Source organism: Bradyrhizobium sp. SOJA106 (assembly GCF_059448745.1).
Genome location: NZ_CM182549.1, coordinates 1,229,785 through 1,251,153, shown reverse-complemented (window position 1 = coordinate 1,251,153; position 21,369 = coordinate 1,229,785). Strand labels below are relative to the sequence as shown.

Genomic DNA, 21,369 nt, shown 5'->3' with positions numbered 1-21,369 from the left:
CACCCTCTCCCCGTTCTTACCAGGGCAATCGCATATGAAAACGGTGTGATTTTTGGCGCTACCGTTTCCACATCGTCATGGCCGGGACATAGGCGAGCGAAGCGACGCCGTCCTTGCGGACGGCTATGCCCGGGCATGACGAGTTTGTGGCGCGATCGGCTGTTCACAAGGCACATCGAACCTGCAGCATTATCCGCATATGCGATATCCCTGCCGTTCTTACGGGGAGAGGTGAACGCCACATCGACCTTGAAATTAGGAGTGAGGGCGGCTCCGCTTACGGCGAAAGACCGCCCTCACGCGGGAATCCGCGCGCGACCCGCGCGAACTCCAACCCGCCTCACGCCGGCACGCATTGGCACAGCGCGGCGAGGAATTTGTCCTGATCGATGCCGTGCTCGCGGCAGGCATCTTCCACGGTGTGGAAGGTCGCGATCGGACAGCCGACACATGCCATCCTGAAGGCGAGGAACACGCGGATCGTGTGCGGCGCCGTGCGCATGATGTCATCGACCAGATCGTCGGATCGGAAAGGCATGGACAACTCCGTTCCGAAGTGACGATAGCGGAGCGGGTGTGGGTTTCTTTGCTGGAGCGCAAGCTGATGCCAGTTCCTCCGCCGTCATTGCGGGGCGCGCCGTTCGGCGCGAGCGCGGAATCCATTCCTCGACGTCACGCGCTCCATGATGGATTTCCGGGCTCGTGCTTCGCACGCCCCGGAATGACGGGCTACACCGCTCGGCTGTGCAGCTGCTTTCCAGGATCGAGATGCGCGTCGAACGCGGCGGCGACGCTGCGCACCAGAAAGCGCGAGTCGCTTGCGACCGCGAGACGGGCGCCGTCGAGCCTCACCACGCCGTCGGAGATCAGCGGCTCGAGGCGCGGAGCCGATTGCAGCACGGCTTCGGGCTCGGCACCATGGCGCGCGCAGATCTCGCCGAGATCGGCGCTGAACTCGCACATGATGCGCTCGATGATGTCGGCGCGCAGCCGGTCGTCGTCGGTCAGTCCGTAGCCTTTGCCGGTGGCGAGGCAGCCCGATGTGATGCTCTGCGCATAGGCGCCGATCTGCACCTCGTTCTGAACGTAGCCCTGGGGCAGATGGCCGATCGCGCTGGCGCCGAATCCGAGCAGGACCTCGCCGCGATCGGTCGTGTAACCCTGAAAGTTGCGCCGCAGCGTTCGGTCCTCGAAGGCGACCGCCATGGCGTCGTCGGGACGCGCGAAATGATCGAGCCCGATCTGGACATAGCCGGTCTGCTTCAGCGCATCGGCGATCGCGCAGGCCTGGTCGTGACGGGCAAGGCCGTCAGGCAGATGGTTCTCATCGATCATCCGCTGGTGCTTCTTGAAGCTTGGCACATGCGCATAGCCGAATACCGAGAAACGATCCGGCCCGAGCTCGAGCGAGCGCTGCACTGTATCGAGGCATGAGGCGACGGTCTGGTGCGGCAGCCCATAGATCAGGTCGAAATTGATCCCCTTGATGCCGGCGCGCTGGAGCATGCCGACGACAACAGCCGTCTGCTCAAAACTCTGCACGCGGTTGATCGCGCGTTGCACGACCGGATCAAAACTCTGCACGCCGAGGCTCGCGCGGTTGACGCCCGAGAGCCGCATCGCCTCGACCATCTCGGCGGTCAGCGTGCGCGGATCGATCTCGACCGCAATCTCGGCCGAGGGCAGCACGAAGAACCAACGGCGCATCGCCGCCATCAGTTCGGCAAAGGCGTCCGGCGCCATGATCGTGGGCGTGCCGCCGCCGAAATGGATGTGCTCGACCCTGATGCGGCGGCCGATGGTCTTCGCGACCTCCGCGATCTCGCTGCGCAGCGTCCGCTGATAGGCGGCGATCAGCCCGTCGCGGCGGACGATCTGGGTATGGCAGCCGCAATACCAGCACATCTCGCGGCAGAACGGCACGTGCAGATAGAGCGATGCGCTGGCGCCCGCAGGCAGCTCGGACAGCCATCTGGCGTAGGTGTCTGCGCCGATCGCCGCCGAGAAGTGCGGCGCGGTCGGATAGCTGGTGTAGCGCGGCAGACGTTCTTCGCCATAGCTCGCTGCGAGATCGGTCCTCATGTCTTACCCATTCGTAAATCGATGCCGCGCCATGGCGCGGCAGGTCACGGACGGCATTGAATTACCCGTTTCCGGATGCGCCACCTTGCGCTTGCTCAAAGTCCGAGCGCCGGATTTGGCCGATGATGACGTTTAATGATCGCTTCCTGGAGATAGGCTATGGCGTCGTTCGCGCTCGATCTCGTTCTCTGGCTGATCGGCATTCGCGGCCATATTCCGCGCTTCGACGATTTTCGTCCCGTGCCGGCCACGCCCTCTGCCGGCGCAAATCATCTCGTGCGCGTGCTGGCCGTCATGGCGGCGGTGTTCGCCGCACTCTCCGTTGCGATTTGGGGCACGGTCTGGATTGCGATCCATCTGCTCTAGCCGGCGCATCCAGCCATTCACCATCACCGTGACCGAACATGCGAACCACTTGCCGCTGGCGCGGCTGATGTCGCGCGATGCGTTGTCATGCTCCCCCTATCGCCGATGTCGCTTCGGCAAACCTCTGCAGAAATTCACCGGAGCCGAATCCAGCAAAAGCTTGTCGCAGCGCAAACACGCCTGCGTAGATCGGCGCACACTGCATCCGTCATCAAAACCCTTTCACATGAAGGATGCTTTCCGATGTTCACCCGCAGAGCCGCATTGATCAGCGCCGCCGCGACCGCCCTGATGCTCGCGACACCCGCATTTGCTGCGAGCGATCTCAAGCTGCCGCGGCAGAAGGTCGAGCTGGTCGCCCCTCCCTTCGTGCACCCGCACGAACAGGCGACGACGCAGGGTCCCAAGATCATGGAATTCAGGATGACCATCGAGGAGAAGAAGGTGGTCATCGACGACAAGGGCACGACCTTCCAGGCCATGACCTTCAACGGCTCGATGCCGGGCCCGTTGATGGTCGTGCATGAAGGCGACTATGTCGAGCTGACGCTGGTCAACCCCCCGACCAACTCCATGCCGCACAACATCGACTTCCACTCCGCGACCGGCGCGCTCGGCGGCGCCGAGCTCACGCTGGTCAATCCCGGCGAGCAGGTCGTGCTGCGCTGGAAAGCAACGCGCACCGGCGTGTTCGTCTATCACTGCGCGCCGGGCGGTCCGATGATTCCCTGGCACGTCGTCTCCGGCATGAACGGCGCAGTGATGGTGCTGCCGCGCGACGGGCTGAACGACGGCAAGGGCCACGCGCTGAGGTACGACAAACTCTACTATATCGGCGAGCAGGATATGTATGTGCCGCGCGACGAGAACGGCAAGTTCAAGTCCTACGACTCGCCGGGCGAGGCCTTCACCGAGACCGAGGAGGTGATGAAGAAGCTGATCCCCTCCCACGTCGTGTTCAACGGCAAGGTCGGCGCGCTCACCGGCAAGAACGCACTGACGGCCAAGGTCGGCGAGAACGTGCTGATCGTGCATTCGCAGGCCAATCGCGACAGCCGTCCGCATCTGATCGGCGGCCATGGCGACTATGTCTGGGAGACCGGCAAGTTCTCCAACGCGCCTGAAGTCGGGCTCGAGACCTGGTTCATCCGCGGCGGCTCCGCGGGAGCGGCGATGTACAAGTTCCTGCAGCCTGGCATCTATGCCTACGTCACGCATAACCTCATCGAGGCCGCGGACCTCGGTGCCACCGCGCACTTCAAGGTCGAAGGCAAGTGGAACGACGATCTGATGACCCAGGTGAAGGCGCCCACGGAGATACCGGCTCCCAACACCAACTAGAGGCGACGAGGGGCCGGTCATCACCGGCCCCTTGTTCCCTTCGGGGATGACCATGTTGATCGCATTCAAGCTGAAGTTGGCATTGGCCTGCGCCGCTGGACTCGCTGGGCCGATCGCGATGGCGCCGCTGGTCTCCGACATGGCTGGCGTACATGGCACGGCGAAAGAGACCGCTATCGTGAGGGTGGCGCCGGGCAATATCGCCTATCGCGAGGCCGGCGACTTCACTCGCGGCGGGCAGCAGGCGGAAGTGCCGCTGCGCGCGATGCGGTTCAACCGGCCACTGCACATCATGCGCAATCAGGTCTCGTCATCCGACTATCAGCTTTGTGTGCAGGACGGCGGCTGCCGCGCGCTCGATCGCGGCGTCGCGATCGCGTTCGATCGCCCCGTCGTGCAGGTGAGCTGGCACGATGCCGAAGCCTATGCCGCCTGGCTGTCGCGCAAGACGGGCCACAAATATCGCCTGCCGAGCGATGCGGAATGGGCCTTTGCCGCGGGCTCCAGATTCAAGGACGACGGCGCGCCGGTGGACGCCGAGGATCCCTCAAAGCGCTGGCTCAGCCGCTACGAGCGCGAATCCGAGCGCGACCTCTCCGACACCACCGCCTATCCGTTCGGCAAGTTTGGCGCGAACGAGCATGGCATCGAGGACATCGCCGGCAATGTCTGGGAATGGACCTCGACCTGCTTCGTGCGCGCGCGGATCGACGAAGCCGGCAGGGCCGGCCGCCCGACCGTCAACTGCGGCGTGCGCGTCGCCGAAGGTGCGCACCGCGCCTACGTCACCGACTTCATCCGCGACGCCCGCGCCGGCGGCTGCGCGCAAGGCGTGCCGCCCGCCAATCTCGGCTTCCGCCTGGTGCGCGAGGAGTCGTGGGTGGCGAGCGTGTCGGCGCGCTGGGGCAAGGTATGGGCGGCGAGGTCGTAGCGGAACTCTTGCTGCGGCCCTTGCCCGCGAAGGCGGGCAAGGGGCGCGTGTAGGTACCGCGTCTGCGGATGGCATCGAGCTCGGAAGCGGGGAGCCCGGTCGCTGAAGCGACTTCCTCGATCGCGCGCCAGGCCGCAGGACCAGTGCCTGCCGCCGGCACGGCGCAAAGCGCCGCGCCCTGCTTGCCATCGACCTCTGCGATCCAGAACTGCGAGACGTGCCACATCGACACCGCGCGCGACGAAATCGAGGCATTCCGCTTCGGGCCAGCCGAGCGCAACGTCGAACCAGCCGCGCGGGCGGTAGCCACGCATCGATCGCAGGATGATCAGTGCGATGAGACCGGCGTCGTCGGGACGCGCAGACCGTATCGTCATGCGCGCCCCTTCGCGACAGCCTTACGTATTCTTCAGCGCGACGCGGAATTCGGCTTCGGTCTTTGCCTTGACCTCGTCGAGCGAGACGCCGTCGGCGAGCTCGATCAGAGCCATACCGCCGTCGCCGTGCTTGTCGATGGTGAAGACGGCGAGATCGGTGACGACCATGTCGACCACGCGCTCCCCGGTCAGCGGCAGATTGCACTTCTTGAGCAGCTTCGGGCCGTCCTTGGCGGAATGCTCCATCACCACGACGACGCGCTTGACGCCGGCGACGAGATCCATCGCGCCGCCCATGCCCTTGACCATCTTGCCGGGGATCATCCAGTTGGCGAGATCGCCGTTCTGCGCCACCTGCATGGCGCCGAGGATCGACAGATCCATGTGGCCGCCGCGGATCATGCCGAAGGAATCCGCACTCGAGAAATACGAGGTCGAGGGCAGCTCGCTGACGGTCTGCTTGCCGGCATTGATGAGGTCGGCGTCTTCCTCACCCTCATAGGGGAACGGGCCCATGCCGAGCATGCCGTTCTCACTCTGCAACGAGACGTCCATCCCGTCGGGGATGTAGTTCGAGACCAGCGTCGGGATGCCGATACCGAGATTGACGTAATAGCCGTCACGCAGCTCCTTCGCGGCGCGCGCAGCCATCTGTTCACGGGTCCAGGCCATGTGAGTCTCCTGCGCTTAGGCGGCGGTACGCGGGCGGGTGTTGCGGAATTCGATGCGCTTCTTGGCCGTGCCGACCTCGACGATGCGCTTCACGAAGATACCGGGCGTGTGGATGTGGTCGGGATTGAGTTCACCGGCCGGAACCAGATGCTCGACCTCGGCCACGGTGATCTTCGCGGCGGTCGCCATCATCGGGTTAAAGTTGCGCGCGGTCTTGCGGTAAATGAGGTTGCCGGCGGTGTCGCCCTTCCAGGCGTGCACGATGGCGAGGTCGGCGAACAGGCCGCGCTCCATCAGATATTTCTCGCCGTCGAACTCCTTCACTTCCTTGCCTTCGGCGATCAGCGTGCCGACGCCGGTCTTGGTATAGAAGGCCGGGATGCCGGCGCCGCCGGCGCGGATGCGCTCGGCGAGCGTGCCCTGCGGGTTGAATTCGAGTTCCAGCTCGCCGGCGAGGAATTGCTGGGCGAACAGCTTGTTCTCGCCGACATAGGACGAGATCATCTTCTTGATCTGGCGGGTTTCGAGCAGGCGGGAAAGGCCGATGCCGTCGACGCCGGCATTGTTGGAGACCACCGTCAGGCCCTTGACGCCGGACTCGCGGATCGCGTCCGACAGCTCCTCGGCGATGCCGCAGAGGCCGAAGCCGCCCGACATGATCATCATGTTGTCTTTGAGAATGCCAGAAAGAGCCGACTTGGCGTCGGGATAGACCTTGTTCATGCAAAAACCTTCGACTGAACCTTGGGCTGGCAGGCGTCGCGCCTTATTGGCGGCGATTATTAGGCGAAATCCTCCGAAGCCGTCAATGATACGGGGTTCTCCGTTCCGGTCACCGGTGGTAGAAGCTGCCCACACCGTGGGCAGACCCGCCCGCGGCCTTGAAAGCGACAAGAAAACCCATCAAGTTGCGGGGGTTGGGCGTGGGCACGCAGGTTTCCCGACCCGCCCTTCCGGCTCCAACGACCAACCCGACCAGGACATGCCATTGACCATGGCCCAAGGAATGAAGCGCCTCGGGACGCCGATCGCGGCGCTGCTCGGCATCGCGCTGATCACCCTGATCGCGACCTCATGGCTGATCAACCGCGACGCGCTGCGCAAGGCCGTGGAGGCGCAGATCCGCGACGTCACTGGGCTCGAGCTCAATGTCGCGGGCAATATCGACATCTCGGTGCTGCCGGCGAGCTACATCTCCTTCCATGACGTCGGCCTGAAGGGCGGCGGCACGACCGATCCCGCGCTCCATGTCGACGTGCTCACTGCCAATCTGCGGCTGCTGCCGCTGCTGCTGCAGCGGTTCGAAATCGCCGACCTGGCGCTGCTGCGGCCGCGCATCCATGTCAGCCTGAAGCCGGACGGCGAGAGCAACTGGACGCCGTTCATCCAGACCATCGCGCGCACCATGAAGCCGGGCGCCGACAACCAGATCTCGTTCTCGGAGATCCGGATCCAGGACGGCGTGCTGAATTACGAGGATGCCGCCACGCACGCCACCGAGAAGCTCGAGGACATCGACCTGTCGCTGGCTTGGCCCTCGATCTCGCGCTCCTTCGCCGCGACCGGACAGTTCGACTGGCGCGGCGAGCGCGTCGACGGCTCGATCAGCTTTTCCGATTTCGTCGCCGCCCTCTCCGGCGACCGCTCGGGCCTGAAGGCGCGGATCGCCAGCGCTCCGCTCAAGCTCGCCTTCGATGGCAGCGTCGCCAACCGCACCAGCGCGATGATGGAGGGCACGCTCACCATCGACAGCCCGTCCTTGCGCAATGCGCTGCGCTGGACCGGCCAGCCGCAGCCTGGCAGCGGCGGCTTCGGCCGCTTCGCGCTGAAGGCGCGCGCCAATGTCGTCGGCCCATCGATCGCGCTCACCAACGTCAATGTCGAGCTCGACGGCAACACCGCCGAGGGCGTCATGACCTACGCCAACAACGGACGGCAGACGCTTCAGGCGACGCTCGCCGCCGACGCGCTCGACTTCACGCCCTATATTTCCACCTTCCGCCTGCTCGCGAGCGGCGCGCGCGACTGGAACAGGCAGCTGTTCGATCTCAACGGCCTCTCGACCACCGACCTCGACATGCGTCTGTCGGCAGCCAGGCTGACGGTCGGCGCATCGAAGCTCGGCCGCACCGCGATCGGAGCCAATTTGCGCAACGGCACGTTGGCGCTTTCGGTGGGCGAGGCCCAGGTCTATGGCGGCATCGCCAAGGGCTCGTTCGGGATCGCGCGCTCCGACACCGTCGCCGACGTCAAGGCGCAATTCCAGTTCACCGATGTCGACCTCCAGGCCTGTGCCTCCGAGTTGTTCGGACTCAACAAGCTGTCCGGCCGCGGCAACATCAACGTCTCCCTCGTCGCCTCCGGCTCCAGCCCGTTCGGCCTCGTGCAGTCGCTCGACGGCACCGCCACCGTGACCGGGCACGGTGGTGCAATCGCCGGCATCAACGCCGAGCAGCTTCTGAAGCGGCTGGAGCGGCGGCCGCTGTCGGGCGGCGGCAATTTCCGCAACGGCTCGACGCCTTACGACAACCTCACCATCGCGCTGAAATTCGCCGACGGTGTTGCGACCGCCGAGGACATCCGCATCGAGGGACCTTCGGCGAAGATCACGCTGACCGGCACCGCGTCGGTGCCGGCGCGCGAATACGACATGAAGGGCGTCGCGAGCCTCAACACGGCGTCGGGCTTTCAATTGCCCTTCGTGGTGCAGGGCCCCTGGGACGATCCTCTGATCCTCCCCGATTCGGAAGTCCTGATCCGCCGCTCGCCGTTTGCCGCACCGCTGCTCAAGGGCAAGGACGACAAAAGCGGCGACACGGTACGCTCGGTCATCGAGAAGATCACCGGCGTCAAGCGCCCCGCGCCGTCGGACTCGCCGACGGCCGAGAACACGAAAGAGAACGCGAAATCCAATTGAGCACGGATCGGCCGGCATTGGCCGATCCGCTGCGAATTGATCCGGCCGAATTGATGCGGCGATTGGATCGATGCACGCATTAAGCATCTCGTCGAGCCCGCTGCCCCCACGACCTAGGTCTGACAAGATGCCGCTAGATCGGCTCAGCGCCATGCGCTAGTGTTTTATACGTCCGGTTAAAAACTCCGGCCGTTTGAGGGAGAAAAACGTGAGATCCAAGGTTATTGGCGCAGTGTCACTGGCGGTTGCTGCGGCTGGGCTGTTTGCCGTCACTGCACCTGCCTTTGCGCAGCAGAAGACGATTACGGTCTGGTGGGGCAAGGGCTTCTACCGCTCCGAAGACGACGCGCTGATCGAGACAATCAAGAAATTCGAAGCCAAGACCGGCATCAAGGTCGAATTGTCGCAATACGCGATCCAGGACATGATTCCCAAGACGGTCGCCGCGCTCGATGCCGGCACCGTGCCCGATGTCGCCTATTCCGATTCCTATGATGTGCAGGCGCAGGGCAAGTGGGCCTATGAGGGCAAGCTCGAGGACCTCACCGACGTCATGGAGCCGATCAAGGACCGGTTCGTGCAGAACACGCTGGACGCCTCGATCCTCTACAACGACGTTACCAAGAAGAAGGCCTATTACGGCTTCCCGCTGAAGCAGCAGAGCATGCACGTCCAGATCTGGAACGACATGCTGGAGAAGGCCGGCTTCAAGCTCTCGGACATCCCGAACGACTGGTCGGGCTATTGGACGTTCTGGTGCGACAAGGTGCAGCCGGCGATCCGCAAGGCCACGGGCCAGCGCATCTACGCCGTCGGCCAGCCGATGGGCGTGGAATCGACCGACGCCTTCCAGTCATTCTACACCTTCATGGACGCCTACCACGTCAAGCTGGTCGATGACGACGGCAAGCTGCTCGTCGACGATCCCCAGGTGCGCGAGAACCTGATCAAGGCGATGAAGGACTACACCGACACCTACATCAAGGGTTGCACCCCGCCCTCCTCGACCACCTGGAAGGACCCGGACAACAACGTCGCCTTCCACAACAAGACCATCGTGATGACCCATAACTTCACGATCTCGATCGCGGCGAAGTGGTTCGAGGATTCGCAGAACCAGGCCTTGACCCAGGAGCAGCGCGACGCCGGCAAGAAGGCCTATGAGCAGGACATCATCACGGCGTCCTTCCCGAAGGCGCCGGATGGCTCGACCATCCGCTACCGCTCCGACGTCAAGACCGGACTGATCTTCACTGCGGCAAAGAACAAGCCTGAGGCCAAGCAGTTCATCAGCTTCCTGCTCCAGGAAGAGAACGTCCGTCCCTACATCGAGGGCGCGCTCGGCCGCTGGTTCCCGGTCACCAAGGAAAGCCAGGAAAGCCCGTTCTGGCAGGCTGACAAGCACCGCAAGGCCGTCTACGCCCAGTTCAAGGGCGGCACCGCGGCGTTCGACTTCACCAAGAATTGGAAGTTCACGATTCTGAACAACGAGAACGTCTGGGCCAAGGCGATGAACCGGGTCGTCAGCGAGAAGGTTCCGGTCGACAAGGCCGTCGACGAGCTGATCGCCCGCATCAAGCAGGTCGCGGGTTAATGTATCCTTCCCTCTCCCCGTTCTTGCGGGGAGAGGTGCAACAGCAACACCGGCCGCGTTTTGCGGCCGGCTTCTCTTTAAAGAGTCCGAAAGAATGGCGATCACGCTCTCTGGCGATCAGGCCCTCCCCGGCCCACCCCTGTCGTCGCGGCTGACCCCGGCGCAGGTCTGGGGCATCATCCTGCTCGCGCCATATCTGCTGGTTTTCCTCGCTTTTGTCGTTTATCCCGTCTGCTACGGGCTTTGGCTGGCGCGCGCTCCGGCGAACTATGTCGCGCTGTACAACGATCCGATCTTCGCGCGTGCCGCAGTCAACACGCTGGTCTTCCTGGTCATCGGCATCAACATCAAGATGCTGATCGCGCTGTTCCTGTCCGGCTTCTTTGCCATGCAGCGCACCTGGATCAAATGGCTCTCGGTGATCTTCATCCTGCCCTGGGCGGTGCCGTCGATCCCGACCATTCTGTCGGTGCGCTTCATGCTCAATCCCGAATGGGGCATGGTCAACCACCTCATCTTCGCCTTCACCGGCGATGACGGCCCGAACTGGCTGAACGATCCGACCGTGGCGCTCAGCATGGCGATCGGCGTTCACATCTGGAAGTCGCTGCCGTTCTGGACGCTGATCCTGATCACCGGACGCCTTGCGATCTCGCACGACCTGTTCGAGGCCGCCGAGGTCGACGGCGCGAGCTGGTGGCAAAAATTCCGCTACATCACCTGGCCGTCGATGCAGACGCTCTACGTCACCTGCACGCTGCTCTCGATGATCTGGACGCTCGGCGACTTCAACAGCGTCTACCTGCTCACCGGCGGTGGTCCGGCCGACCTCACGCATGTGCTGTCGACGCTGGGTATCCGCTATCTCCGGCTCGACCAGCTCTCGCTGGCGATGGCCTCCATCGTCTGCGCGATGCCGTTCGTCCTGCCGCTCGTGTATTTCATGATGAAACGGTTGTCGCGATGAAGCTTCCCTCTCTCCGTGACGTCGCGACGGAAGCGCGGCTGCTGCTGATCGGCATTCCCGTCTTCCTGTGGACGATGATCCCGATCTATCACATGTTCCTGTTCGCGATCTCGCCGAAGGAGGACGCGTTCTCGGGCAAGCTGTGGCCGGATCACCCGACGCTGCACAACTTCGAGATCGTGTTCAAGCAGCAGCATTACTTCCTGCGCGACTTCTACGTGCAGTTCTGGAACTCGACGCTGATTGCAGCGGCGGTCGGCGTGCTGACGCTGTTCATCGCAACGGCCGCGGCGTTCTCGATCTCGCGGCTGAAGGTGCCGGGGGGGCGCATGGTGCTGAACCTCGCGCTGTTCACCTATTTCATCCCCGCCGCGTTCCTCGCCGTGCCGATGTATCGCACCATGGGCAATTACGGCCTGCTCAACAATCACTGGTCGCTGATCCTCGCCATGGTGACGATCGCCAGCCCCTATGCGATCTGGGTGCTCAAGCAGGCCTCCGACAAGCTGCCGGTCGAGCTGGATGAAGCCGCAGTGATGGACGGCGCGACCACGCTGCAGATATTCCGTCTGGTGTACCTCCCGCTGATGATGCCCTCGCTGGTCGCGATCGGCACCTATGCGGTGCTGCTGGCCTGGAACGAGTATCTCTACGCGTTCCTACTGCTGTCGAACGACCGCGAGATCACGCTGCCCGTGGCGCTCGGCAACTTCCTCGCCGCCGACGACTCGCCCTGGGAGCTGCTGATGACCACCGGCTTCATCTACGCGCTGCCGCCGGCCGCGGTCTATTACGCCTTCCGCCGCTACATGGTGGGCGGGCTTACCGCAGGTGCGGTGAAATCGTAAACAGGCTGTCATTCCGGGGCGCGCGTAGCGCGAACTATGGTGCGCAATTGCGCACCTGAGAATCTCGAGATTCCGGGTTCGATGCTCCGCATCGCCCGGGATGACGCTTTCTCCTACAGCGGCGCCGCGCTCTCGCCCTGCGAGCTCGACAGTTTCGAAGCGAGCGAGGCGATCACGATGACGAGCGCAATCAACGCGATCACCAGCGTGCAGATCGCATTGATCTCGGGCTTCACGCCGAGCCGCACCTCCGAATAGATCCGGATCGGCAGCGTCGCCGAGCCCGGGCCGGTGGTAAAGCTCGCGATCACGAGATCGTCGAGCGACAGCGTGAAGGCCAGCATCCAGCCCGCGACGACCGCGGGCGCGATCAGCGGCAGGGTGACGGACGCGAAGGCGCGGACCGGGTTGCAGCCGAGGTCCATCGCCGCCTCCTCAAGCGAGCGGTCGAGCGAGCCGAGGCGGGACTGCACCACCACCGCGACGAAGCACATCGTGAGCGTGGTGTGGGCGATCGTCACCGTCCAGAAGCCGCGCTCGGCGTTCAGCGCCACGAACAGCAGCAGCAGCGACAGTCCCGTGATCACCTCCGGCATCACCAGCGGCGCATAGAGCATGCCGGAGAACAGCGTGCGGCCGCGGAACCCCTCGCCGCGCGACAGCGCGACGGCGGCGAGCGTGCCGAGCAGCGTAGCGATGGTGGCCGAGGCGACCGCGACCCGAAGGCTCATCCAGGCCGCCTCGATCATGGCGCGGTCATTGAAGAACTCGCGGTACCAGCGCAGCGACCAGCCGCCCCACACCGTCACCAGCCGCGAGGCGTTGAAGGAGTAGATGACGAGGATCAGGATGGGCAAATAAAGGAACGCCAGCCCGAGTGCGAGCGAGACGACGTTGAAGCGGGACAGGCGGGAGACCTTGCGCATCGCCTCAGCGCCCCTGCTCCAGCTGCCGCTTCTGCAGCCGTTCGTAGAGCAGCAGCGGCAGCAGCAGCACGACGAGCAGCACGATCGCCGCGGCGGAGGCGACCGGCCAGTCCTTGTTGGTGAAGAATTCGAGCCACAGGGTCTGGCCAATCATCAGCGAATTGGAGCCGGCCAGGAGATCAGGAATGACGAACTCGCCGACGATCGGAATGAAGCACAGCAGCACGCCCGCGCCTATACCGGGCAGCGACAGCGGGAAGATGACGAGCCAGAACACCTGCCAGGGCGGCGCGCCGAGATCGGAGGCCGCCTCCTCCAGCACCGGCTCCATCTTGGCGAGCGTGGCGTAGAGCGGCAGGATCATGAATGGCAGGTAGGAATAGACGATGCCGATGTACATCGCGCTGTCGGTCGAGAGCCAGACCACGGGCTGGCTGACCAGATGCAGCGCGAGCAGGATCTGGTTGAGCAGGCCGTCATGCTGGAGGATGTTGATCCAGGCATAGATGCGGATCAGGAACGAGGTCCAGAACGGCACGATCACCAGAACCATCGCCACCGCCTGCCAGCGCTTCGGCAAGCGCGCCATGCCGTAGGCGATGGGATAGCCGATCAGCAGCAACAGCGCGGTCGCCGTGACGGCGACGGTGAGGCTGCGGACATAGGCGAAGACGTAGATGTCGTCGGAGCCGATCAGCCTGAAATTGTCGATCGACAGCCCGGCAAGGCCCGTCTTCAGCGCCTCCCATCCCGCCGTCAGGTCGAACACCGGCTCGTAAGGCGGCTGCGCGATCGCGGTCTGCGACAGGCCGATCTTCAGCACGAAGGCGAACGGCACCAGGAAGAACAGCACCATCCAGACATAGGGCGCGATGGCGGCGAAGCGCGCGGGCCTTGCGAAGATGCGGCGGGTGCTCATGACGGCAGCACCACGCAATCATCAGGCGTGAACCAGGCAATGACATGCTGGTTCAAGCTGAAGGCGTCGACATCGAGGCGCGCGCTGTTGGCGACAGAGGCCTCTATCGTCCCGCCCGTGTCGAGCTTCACCTTGTATGTGGTGGTGCCGCCGAGATAGCAGACGTCGGCGATCACGCCGTCGAGGGCATTGATCGCGGTTTCGCGACCGGCCTCGCTCACGGGCGCACGCCGCGACAGCTTGACCTTTTCAGGGCGGACGGCGACCGAGAATTTTCCCGCGCCGACCTGTTCGCGCGGCTCGGCCACCACCAGCGCACCTGCGTCACGCGTGCCGATCACCAGACGATGGCCGTCGCGCAATTTGGTCTCTCCGTCGAACAGATTGATGTCGCCGACGAACTCCGCGATCCAGCGCGAGCGCGGCGCCTCGTAGAGCTCGCGGGGACGCGCGACCTGGGCAAGCTTGCCGGATTTCATCACGCCGATCCGGCTCGCCATCGTCATGGCTTCTTCCTGGTCGTGGGTGACGATGATGAAGGTCATGCCGAGCCGGCGCTGCAAATCCATCAGCTCGCCTTGCGTGCTCTCGCGCAGCTTCTTGTCAAGCGCTGCGAGCGGCTCGTCGAGCAGCAGGAGCTGCGGTCGGCGCGCCAGCGCACGCGCCAGCGCGACACGCTGGCGCTGGCCGCCCGAGAGCTGGTCAGGCTTGCGCGTCTCCAGGCCTTCGAGCTTCACCAGCGCGACCATTTCCCCCACGCGCCTCGCTATCTCGGCGCGCGCCATGCCGGCGCGTTTCAGGCCGAAGGCGATGTTGTCGCGCACCGAGAGGTGCGGGAACAGCGCGTAATTCTGGAACATCATGTTGATCGGACGCTCATGCGGCAGCGCCTGCGCGATGTCCTTGCCGCCGAGCAAAATGCGCCCCTCGTCCGGCGCCTCGAAGCCGGCGAGCATGCGCAGCAGCGTGGTCTTGCCGCAGCCGCTCGGTCCAAGCAGCGCGAAGAATTCGCCCGCTTTGATCTCCAGCGAGACGCCGTCCACGGCCCGGAACGTTCCAAAGGTCTTGACGATGCCCTCGATGCGCAGCAACGGCTGGCCCGCCGCTGGAAGCGCATCTCCGCCCGCCGCCGCGGCATTCGTTCTGGGTAACTCGTCCGTCATGATCCCTGCCAACCCCGATTCCGCGCACGCTAGCGGCCGATTGGCCTTTGCTCAACCGGTTCGGGGCGGATCCCTCACATCACATTCGCCATGAACGCCGCCAGCGCATCGCGGTCCGCCTGAGGCATGGTCAGGCCGAGCTTGGAACGGCGCCACAGGATGTCCTCCGGAAAGCGCGCCCATTCGTGGGCGATCAAATAGCGCACCTCCGCGCCGGTCAACTCGGGTCCGAACGCGGGGCCGAGTTCGTCGCGGTTCTTCGCTTCGCCGAGTACTGCCGGCAGCCGCGAGCCATAGGCCGCAACCAACCGCCGGGCCTCCGGCTCCGAAAGGAACCGCCAGCGGTCGCGCGCGAGATCGACCTCGGTGTCGAAACGATCCCAGGCGAAATCGCCGCCGGGCAGCGGTGAACCCGCCGTCCAGGGCCGCGACATCGGATAGAACGGCGTCAGCCGCGTCACCGCGCGCTCGGCGCGCAGGCGCGAGGTGGTGACGTCGCCGCCGAACATAGTGATCAGCGGCGCCTTGCGCCGACGTGCGTGAAACAGCGTCGTCCCGTCGCGCCCTCGTGCGGACGCCAGCGTCAGGTTGACGCCGGAGACCGTCCGGACCACGTCGGTCGGGCCGACGCGCTCGCGGAAATAGCGGCTCGCCGCCTCGCAGAGATAGCTGACATCGGCGCCCGGCATCGCAACGATGGCGGGATCGCCGGTGAAGTCATGCGTGACCGTGCCGATCAGCGTGAAGTCGCGCTCGAACGGCTGTGCGAAGATCAGCCGTCCATCGCTGTTCTGGAAGACGTAGACGTTGTCGGACTCGAACAGCCGGGGCACGATGATCTGGCTCATTTGCGTCGCCGCCATCGCAGGCTGCGGCTGGCGCAGCACGGTGTCCGCGACCAGCGAGGTCCAGGCGCCGGTGGTGTTGGCGAGCGCACGCGACGTGATGGTGCGGCGATGGCCGCGATCGACCACCGCAAGCCGCCAGCTGTCGGTCCTGTCGGCGCGCACGCAGCGCGCGCCTGTACGGACCGCAGCGCCGCGTTCGGCTGCGTCCAGCGCCGCGAGCACCACCAGGCGGGAATCGTCGACGACGCAGTCCGAATATTCGAACGCCATGCCGAACGGGCGCTTCAGCGCGTTGCCGACCGGATGATGCGTGATGTCGAGGGTCACTGACGGCGGCAGGCCGCCTCGCTTCGTCAGGCCGTCATAAACATATAGGCCGGCGCGCAGCAGCCAGGGCGGCCGCTCCTCGGAATGGGCGGGAATGACGAAACGCATCGGCCGGACCAGATGCGGCGCAATCCGAAGCCAGGTCCGGCGCTCGGCGAGCGCCCGGCGCACCCGCCAGAACCCGCCGCGCTCCAGCACCGACAGATCGCCGTGAATGAGCCGCGGCGTCGCCGACGAGGCCGCGCCACCGAGATCGCCCTGCTCCAGCAGGATGACCCGCAGGCCGCGCCCGGCCGCATCGCGGGCGAGGCTGACACCATTCAGGCCGCCGCCGATGATCGCAAGGTCGTAATCCGCCATGAAGCCGTCGAGTGGGAGCGAAGCTCACCATCAGTAGAGCCATTTCCGTTCCGATGAAATCGGAACGGGGCTCTAGATTTTTGCTTTTTACGCGTTTTCTTGACGCGAACCGGCGGCCACTTCGCTCGAACCCTCTAGCCTGTCTTGAGCGCAAGCTCCATGGCCTCGGCGCGGCCGACGAGGCCGGCATATTTCCCGATCGGCAGCGGCTTGCCGAGCAGATAGCCCTGCACGCCGTCGCAGCCTTCCTTGGCAAGGAAGGCGAGCTGCTCGACAGTTTCGACGCCCTCGGCGATGATCGACATTTCGAGGCCGTGGCCGAGATCGATCACGGCGCGCACGATCGCGGCTGATTGCGGATTGCGGCCGAGATTGATGATGAAGGCGCGGTCGATCTTGATCTTGTCGAACGGGAACGCCTGGAGGTAGCTCAGGGAGGAATAGCCGCTGCCGAAATCGTCCATGGAGATGCGCACGCCGAGCGCCTTCAGCCGGCGCAGCAGCGCCAGGCCGCGGTCAAAGTCCTCGATCAGCACGCCCTCGGTGATTTCGAGCTCGAGCCGGCCCGGCGCAAGGCCGGTCTCGATCAGGATCGAATGGACGAGGCCGACCACGTCGCCATGCATGAACTGCGCCGGCGACAAATTGACCGCGACCTGGAGCGGATTCGGCCAGGACGCCGCCTCGCGGCAGGCCTCGCGCAGGATCCACTCGCCCATCTCGACGATCAGGCCGCTCTCCTCCGCGATCGGGATGAATTCGCCCGGTGAGACCTGGCCACGCACCGGATGCTGCCAGCGCGCCAGCGCTTCGAAGCCGATGATGTCGCTTTCGGCGACGCTGTGACGCGCGATACCCTGCGGCTGGAAGGCGAGCGAGAGCTCGCCGTTCTTGATCGCCATCGACAGGTCCTGGTGCAGCACGCGGCGGTCACGGATCTGCTGGTCCATCTCCGGCTGGTAGAGGCTGATCGTGCCGCGCGACTTCTGCTTGGCGCGGAACAGCGCCGCACCGGCGTTGGCGAGCAGCGAAGCGGCGTCAGCGCCATTGTGCGGGAAGATCGACATACCCGTGGTGACCCCGGCGCGGACCGGCCGGCCGTCGATCTGGAATTCCTGGGCGACGGCCTCGCCGATCTGCCGCGCCAGCGCGAGACCCGCTTCCGGCTGCTTGCCGTCGATGATGAGGCCGAACTCGTCGCCGGACAGGCGTGCCACCACGCCGCCGCGCGCGGAGTCCTGGAGCCGCCGGGCAACCTCGATCAGGAGCTTGTCGCCGAGCGCATGGCCGAAGACGTCGTTGACCTCCTTGAGGCCGTCGAGATCGACGCAGAGGACGGCAAACTCCTCGCCGGTGCCTTCGCAGGCTTCGATCATCTGAGTCAGCGCCTGGAGGAAGGCGGCGCGGTTCGGCAGGTCCGTCAGGCCGTCGTGATAGGCCATGTGCGCCATGCGCGACTCGGTCTGCCGGCGGTCGGTGACGTCTTCGTGGGTCTTGATCAGATATTGCGGCTCGCCGGCATCGCTGAGCACGGTGGCGCGGCGGGTCAGGAACAGCCGCAGGCCGTCCTTGGTGGAGATCGGATGCTCTTCGGTGATCATGCCGCGCTTCTTGATCGCGGCCTCGTCGCGCGCGATGATCAGCTTGGCTTCCTTGGCATTGAAGATGTCGGACGCGGTCAGGCCGGTAGCTTCCTCGCGCCTGCGGTTGAGGATCGTCTCCGCACTGCGGTTGGCGAGCAGATAGCGGCCGTCCTTGACCTCTTCGACGATCAGCGCCACCGGGATGTTGTCGACCACGAGCTCCAGGAACTTCTTGGTGCTCTCCAGCTCCTGCGACAGCGAGCGGCGGTCGGTGATGTCCTCGAACACCAGCATCAGGAATTCGGGCTTGTTGCTCTCGTTGCGGACCACGATCCGGATCGAGGCCACCATGCGGCGCTCGCCGCCGCGCTCGACCTCGAACTCGTTGCGATACTGGCCGTCCGGCGCCAGCAGCGCGGTCCGGTCGGTCGCCTCGATGCGCGCGGCCGAGGCCGGCGTGAACAGCTCGCGCGCGTTCTTGCCGACGACGTGGTCGCGCGAAAAGCCCCAGAATCGCTCATAGGCGCTGTTGGCGAAGATGTAGCGGCCGTCCTCGATGTTCTTGGCGGCGACGCAGGCCGGCACGTTGTCGAGCACGGTTTCCAGGAACTGCTTGGTCGAGGCGAGCTGCCGCGACAGCTTGCGCTGTTCGCTGACGTCGAGATGGGTCGCCACCGACCCGCCGTTCGGCAGGACGAAATATTTGACCAGGATGGCGCGGCCGTCAGGCAGCTCGGTGACCAGGCCGTTGGGGCTTGCCGCCTTTTCGTAGAACTCCTGGTCGGAGACGCCGCCGAGCACCCCGCGCTTGCGCCTGAGCTCGAGGATGTCGTGGCCGGTCATGCCGGCGCGGAGATCCGACCGGGTCAGGCCGTAGATCTCGAGATAGCGGTCGTTGCAGAAGATGATGCGCCGCTGCGCATCGGTCATCACCACGCCCTGGTTGAGATTGTTCATGGCGGAGGAGACGAAGGCATTGCGCCGCAACTGCAGGCGCCTGGTCCGCCGCAGCGAGGAATGGATCCACAGCACAATGGCGGCGAGGAACGCGCAGATCACGATGCCCGCGATCAGGACCTCCCAGACCACGTTGGGATCGAGCTGGCCGAGATAGCTCGGAGGAGCGAAGCTGTCCGAGAGGGCAGAGGCGCGCGCGGGCGCCACCGCGCCGGCTAGGCACAGCACCGCCTGCACAGCAATCGGAAGCGTGCTGCCCACATGCCAGTTCTTCTCAGCCATCAGCCACCCGCGATTTCAACGTCGGATTGTCTGGCCTCGCGGGTTTGGATCGGGTAAACGCCTGTACGCGCAACAGAAAAAATGTGACGTGAAGTACGGCAATTGCCCTGACATGATAAATGCTTCCTTAACGGAAAACGGCCCCGCGCCGTTGCAGCCGGGTTCGATGCCACCAACGCTTCCAGCGGATATGCTGCACAACCATGGATAGGGTCGACTGTGTCGTCATCGGAGCCGGCGTGGTCGGGCTCGCGGTGGCTCGAAAGCTCGCCCAGGCCGGGCGCGAGGTCATCGTGCTGGAGGCGGCCGAGGCGATCGGCACCGTCACCTCCTCGCGCAACAGCGAGGTCATCCATGCCGGCATCTACTACCGCGCCGGCAGCTGGATGGCGCGCATGTGCGTCAGCGGCAAGCACGCGCTCTACCGCTACTGTATCGAGCGCGGCATCCAGCACAAGAACTGCGGCAAGCTGATCGTCGCGACCAGTCCGAAAGAGTCCGAGAAGCTGCAATCGATCAAGGCGCATGCCGAGGCCAATGGCGTGCTCGACATGCAGCTGCTGTCAGGCGAGGCCGCGCGCGCACTGGAGCCGGCCTTGGCCTGCGACGCCGCGCTGCTCTCTCCCTCGACCGGCATCATCGACAGCCACGCCTACATGCTCTCGCTGCGCGGCGAGGCGGAGGAAGCCGGCGCGGCCTTCGCCTTTCACACCCCGCTGATCCGCGCCAGGGCGGCCGGCGGCGTGATCGCGATCGACGCCGGCGGCGAAGCGCCGATGACCTTGCAGTGCAGCCTGCTCGTCAATGCCGCGGGGCTCTCGGCAACCGCCGTGGCGCGCCACATCGACGGCATGCCTATCGACCGGATTCCGCCGGCCTATCTCGCCAAGGGAAACTATTTCAGCTGCAACGCGAAGGCGCCGTTCTCGCGCCTGATCTATCCGGTGCCCGAACCCGGCGGACTAGGCGTGCATCTGACGCTGGACATGGCAGGGCAAGCGCGTTTCGGCCCCGATGTCGAATGGATCGAGACGATCAACTACGAGGTCGACCCGTCACGCGCCGAGCGCTTTTATCCGGCGATCCGCAAATACTGGCCGACGCTGCCCGACGGCGCGCTGATGCCGAGCTATTCGGGCATTCGCCCGAAGATCGTGCCGCCCGCGGTGGCCACGCAGGATTTCCTGATGCAGGGTCCGCGCGATCACGGCGTCGAAGGCCTGATCAATCTGTTCGGCATCGAATCGCCGGGACTGACCTCGTCGCTCGCGATCGCCGACCACGTCGCCGAGCTCGCAGGACTCTAAGCGCCGCGCAAACATCCCTGCTTGCGCGGTGCAGACCTTCCAGCAGGGACGAGCGCAACAGCGCTCATCCCTGCATGAAAGGGAGCTATCAACTCTACGCTGTTATGGGGGTTACTAGTGGAGCGTGTCGCCTTGCTTCAGACGCTCGATCTGGTCCTTGACCATCAACTTCCGGCGCTTCAACTCAACAATTTGCAGGTCGTCTGTTGAAAGGTGCACGAGAGCTTCGTGCAATTCGTTTTCGAGAAGTTTGTGCTTCCGCTCCAATTCAACAAGATGTGCCTGAATTGTCATTCGAAACCTCCTCGGTAGGGTTGAACCTCAGGATTCGATCCGGACGCGCAACTCTACATCACCGATTCGTTCTGTCGATAAGTATCCGTTGTCGCAGCTTCATTTTTGAAAATTCATATGTAACGAACCGTGAGTAAGGAACCGCGCTGGAAAAATCCATGATATCAATGCGCTTGCGCAGCGCTGCCGCGAATCGCTGAAATATCTCGCGGGAGATCGGTGAGCAGCGGCCCGAGATCGCTTGCGATCACGCCGCGCAAGGACGATAATTTCCACAGGGCATCCACAGCCTTAATCTCAAGCCCATC

18 protein-coding genes are annotated in these 21,369 nt (G+C 64.5%); 8 read left to right on the top strand and 10 right to left on the bottom strand.

Features of this window, described 5'->3' with window-relative positions; translation table 11 throughout:
* Positions 1 to 340 precede the first annotated feature (340 nt).
* Positions 341 to 538, bottom strand: a complete 198-nt coding sequence (locus AC5V87_RS05825) for a DUF1858 domain-containing protein (RefSeq protein WP_456840944.1) — start codon at positions 536 to 538, stop codon at positions 341 to 343.
* A 191-nt stretch (positions 539 to 729) separates the two neighbouring features.
* Positions 730 to 2,082: an oxygen-independent coproporphyrinogen III oxidase gene (gene hemN / locus AC5V87_RS05820; RefSeq protein WP_456840945.1), complete on the bottom strand. Its 1,353-nt coding sequence runs from the start codon at positions 2,080 to 2,082 to the stop codon at positions 730 to 732.
* A gap of 159 nt (positions 2,083 to 2,241) precedes the next feature.
* Here hemN and AC5V87_RS05815 point away from each other — a divergent pair, with 159 nt between their 5' ends.
* The 3 genes from AC5V87_RS05815 to AC5V87_RS05805 all read left to right on the top strand — a co-directional run bounded on the left by AC5V87_RS05815 (position 2,242) and on the right by AC5V87_RS05805 (position 4,720).
* Positions 2,242 to 2,448: a hypothetical protein gene (locus AC5V87_RS05815; RefSeq protein WP_495370252.1), complete on the top strand. Its 207-nt coding sequence runs from the start codon at positions 2,242 to 2,244 to the stop codon at positions 2,446 to 2,448.
* Positions 2,449 to 2,691: 243 nt separating this feature from the next.
* On the top strand, positions 2,692 to 3,789 hold the full coding sequence (nirK, locus tag AC5V87_RS05810; protein ID WP_456840947.1) for a copper-containing nitrite reductase: 1,098 nt from the start codon (positions 2,692 to 2,694) through the stop codon (positions 3,787 to 3,789).
* Positions 3,790 to 3,841: 52 nt separating this feature from the next.
* Entirely contained in the window at positions 3,842 to 4,720 is an 879-nt protein-coding gene (locus AC5V87_RS05805; protein ID WP_456840948.1) for an SUMF1/EgtB/PvdO family nonheme iron enzyme, read from the top strand.
* Positions 4,721 to 5,118: 398 nt separating this feature from the next.
* Here the strand turns inward: AC5V87_RS05805 and AC5V87_RS05800 are convergent, their stop codons facing one another.
* Together AC5V87_RS05800 and AC5V87_RS05795 are read right to left on the bottom strand one after the other, a co-directional pair.
* Entirely contained in the window at positions 5,119 to 5,769 is a 651-nt protein-coding gene (locus AC5V87_RS05800) for a CoA transferase subunit B (protein ID WP_456840949.1), read from the bottom strand.
* A 15-nt stretch (positions 5,770 to 5,784) separates the two neighbouring features.
* Positions 5,785 to 6,492, bottom strand: a complete 708-nt coding sequence (locus AC5V87_RS05795; RefSeq protein ID WP_018317833.1) for a CoA transferase subunit A — start codon at positions 6,490 to 6,492, stop codon at positions 5,785 to 5,787.
* A gap of 271 nt (positions 6,493 to 6,763) precedes the next feature.
* Between AC5V87_RS05795 and AC5V87_RS05790 the strand changes: the two genes are divergently transcribed.
* From AC5V87_RS05790 to AC5V87_RS05775, 4 genes are all read left to right on the top strand, one after another.
* A complete protein-coding gene (locus tag AC5V87_RS05790) occupies positions 6,764 to 8,686 on the top strand; it encodes an AsmA family protein (RefSeq protein WP_495371832.1) in 1,923 nt (640 codons plus the stop codon).
* Between the two features lie 208 nt (positions 8,687 to 8,894).
* Positions 8,895 to 10,280, top strand: a complete 1,386-nt coding sequence (locus AC5V87_RS05785; RefSeq protein WP_495370251.1) for an ABC transporter substrate-binding protein — start codon at positions 8,895 to 8,897, stop codon at positions 10,278 to 10,280.
* 94 nt (positions 10,281 to 10,374) lie between these two features.
* Entirely contained in the window at positions 10,375 to 11,247 is an 873-nt protein-coding gene (locus AC5V87_RS05780; protein WP_456840951.1) for a carbohydrate ABC transporter permease, read from the top strand.
* The gene (locus tag AC5V87_RS05775) at positions 11,244 to 12,095 is read left to right on the top strand and encodes a carbohydrate ABC transporter permease (RefSeq protein ID WP_018641536.1); all 852 of its coding nucleotides are present in this window, start codon (positions 11,244 to 11,246) and stop codon (positions 12,093 to 12,095) included. Before AC5V87_RS05780 ends, AC5V87_RS05775 begins: the two co-directional genes overlap by 4 nt.
* A gap of 113 nt (positions 12,096 to 12,208) precedes the next feature.
* On the opposite strand, the gene AC5V87_RS05770 is transcribed toward AC5V87_RS05775, so the two are convergent.
* The 5 genes from AC5V87_RS05770 to AC5V87_RS05750 all read right to left on the bottom strand — a co-directional run bounded on the left by AC5V87_RS05770 (position 12,209) and on the right by AC5V87_RS05750 (position 19,460).
* A complete protein-coding gene (locus tag AC5V87_RS05770) occupies positions 12,209 to 13,021 on the bottom strand; it encodes an ABC transporter permease (RefSeq protein ID WP_456840952.1) in 813 nt (270 codons plus the stop codon).
* 4 nt (positions 13,022 to 13,025) lie between these two features.
* A complete protein-coding gene (locus AC5V87_RS05765; RefSeq protein ID WP_495370250.1) occupies positions 13,026 to 13,940 on the bottom strand; it encodes an ABC transporter permease in 915 nt (304 codons plus the stop codon).
* The gene (locus AC5V87_RS05760; RefSeq protein ID WP_495370249.1) at positions 13,937 to 15,103 is read right to left on the bottom strand and encodes an ABC transporter ATP-binding protein; all 1,167 of its coding nucleotides are present in this window, start codon (positions 15,101 to 15,103) and stop codon (positions 13,937 to 13,939) included. The genes AC5V87_RS05765 and AC5V87_RS05760 overlap by 4 nt, the downstream gene beginning before the upstream one ends.
* Before the next feature lie 74 nt (positions 15,104 to 15,177).
* Entirely contained in the window at positions 15,178 to 16,638 is a 1,461-nt protein-coding gene (locus AC5V87_RS05755; RefSeq protein WP_495370248.1) for a glycerol-3-phosphate dehydrogenase, read from the bottom strand.
* A 134-nt stretch (positions 16,639 to 16,772) separates the two neighbouring features.
* Entirely contained in the window at positions 16,773 to 19,460 is a 2,688-nt protein-coding gene (locus tag AC5V87_RS05750) for a sensor domain-containing protein (protein ID WP_495370247.1), read from the bottom strand.
* 203 nt (positions 19,461 to 19,663) lie between these two features.
* On the opposite strand from AC5V87_RS05750, the gene AC5V87_RS05745 reads away from it, so the two are divergent.
* Positions 19,664 to 20,767, top strand: a complete 1,104-nt coding sequence (locus tag AC5V87_RS05745; RefSeq protein WP_495370246.1) for an NAD(P)/FAD-dependent oxidoreductase — start codon at positions 19,664 to 19,666, stop codon at positions 20,765 to 20,767.
* Between the two features lie 114 nt (positions 20,768 to 20,881).
* Here AC5V87_RS05745 and AC5V87_RS05740 read toward each other — a convergent pair whose 3' ends face one another.
* A complete protein-coding gene (locus AC5V87_RS05740) occupies positions 20,882 to 21,061 on the bottom strand; it encodes a YdcH family protein (RefSeq protein WP_025034152.1) in 180 nt (59 codons plus the stop codon).
* Positions 21,062 to 21,369 lie beyond the last annotated feature (308 nt).